Here is a 234-nt window from a genome sequence, read left to right as displayed (position 1 = left end):
ATGTGCTCACTGCTAATGGCTTGGGCAATATCGTGCCAGCGCTGCTCACCTTGTTCATCTTGCATGTCACCCACGACTAAAAAGCGGCTGTAATCCATATTGGTACTAGCGGTTTTAAATGCGTATTCAGCAGAAAACTTACCGTTTGGCCCAATTACCTTGTATTGATATTCGGTATCGGCTTGTAAGTTAGTGAGAGTGATATGGTGAACTTTTCCCCAACCTTCGCCAAGG

The 234-nt window shown here is 45.3% G+C and carries 1 protein-coding gene; it reads right to left on the bottom strand.

Translation table 11 applies throughout. From position 1 onward, the window contains the following. Positions 1–234 (bottom strand): fibronectin type III domain-containing protein (locus tag Q4528_RS16265; protein WP_303522818.1); only part of this gene is annotated, 234 nt, incomplete at both ends.

Origin of the sequence: Staphylococcus pasteuri (assembly GCF_030547725.1) — a bacterium.
Classification (GTDB): Bacteria; Bacillota; Bacilli; order Staphylococcales; family Staphylococcaceae; genus Staphylococcus; species Staphylococcus pasteuri.
Note: the sequence above shows the minus strand (reverse complement) of the source record. Positions and strands in the feature narration are given on the sequence as shown.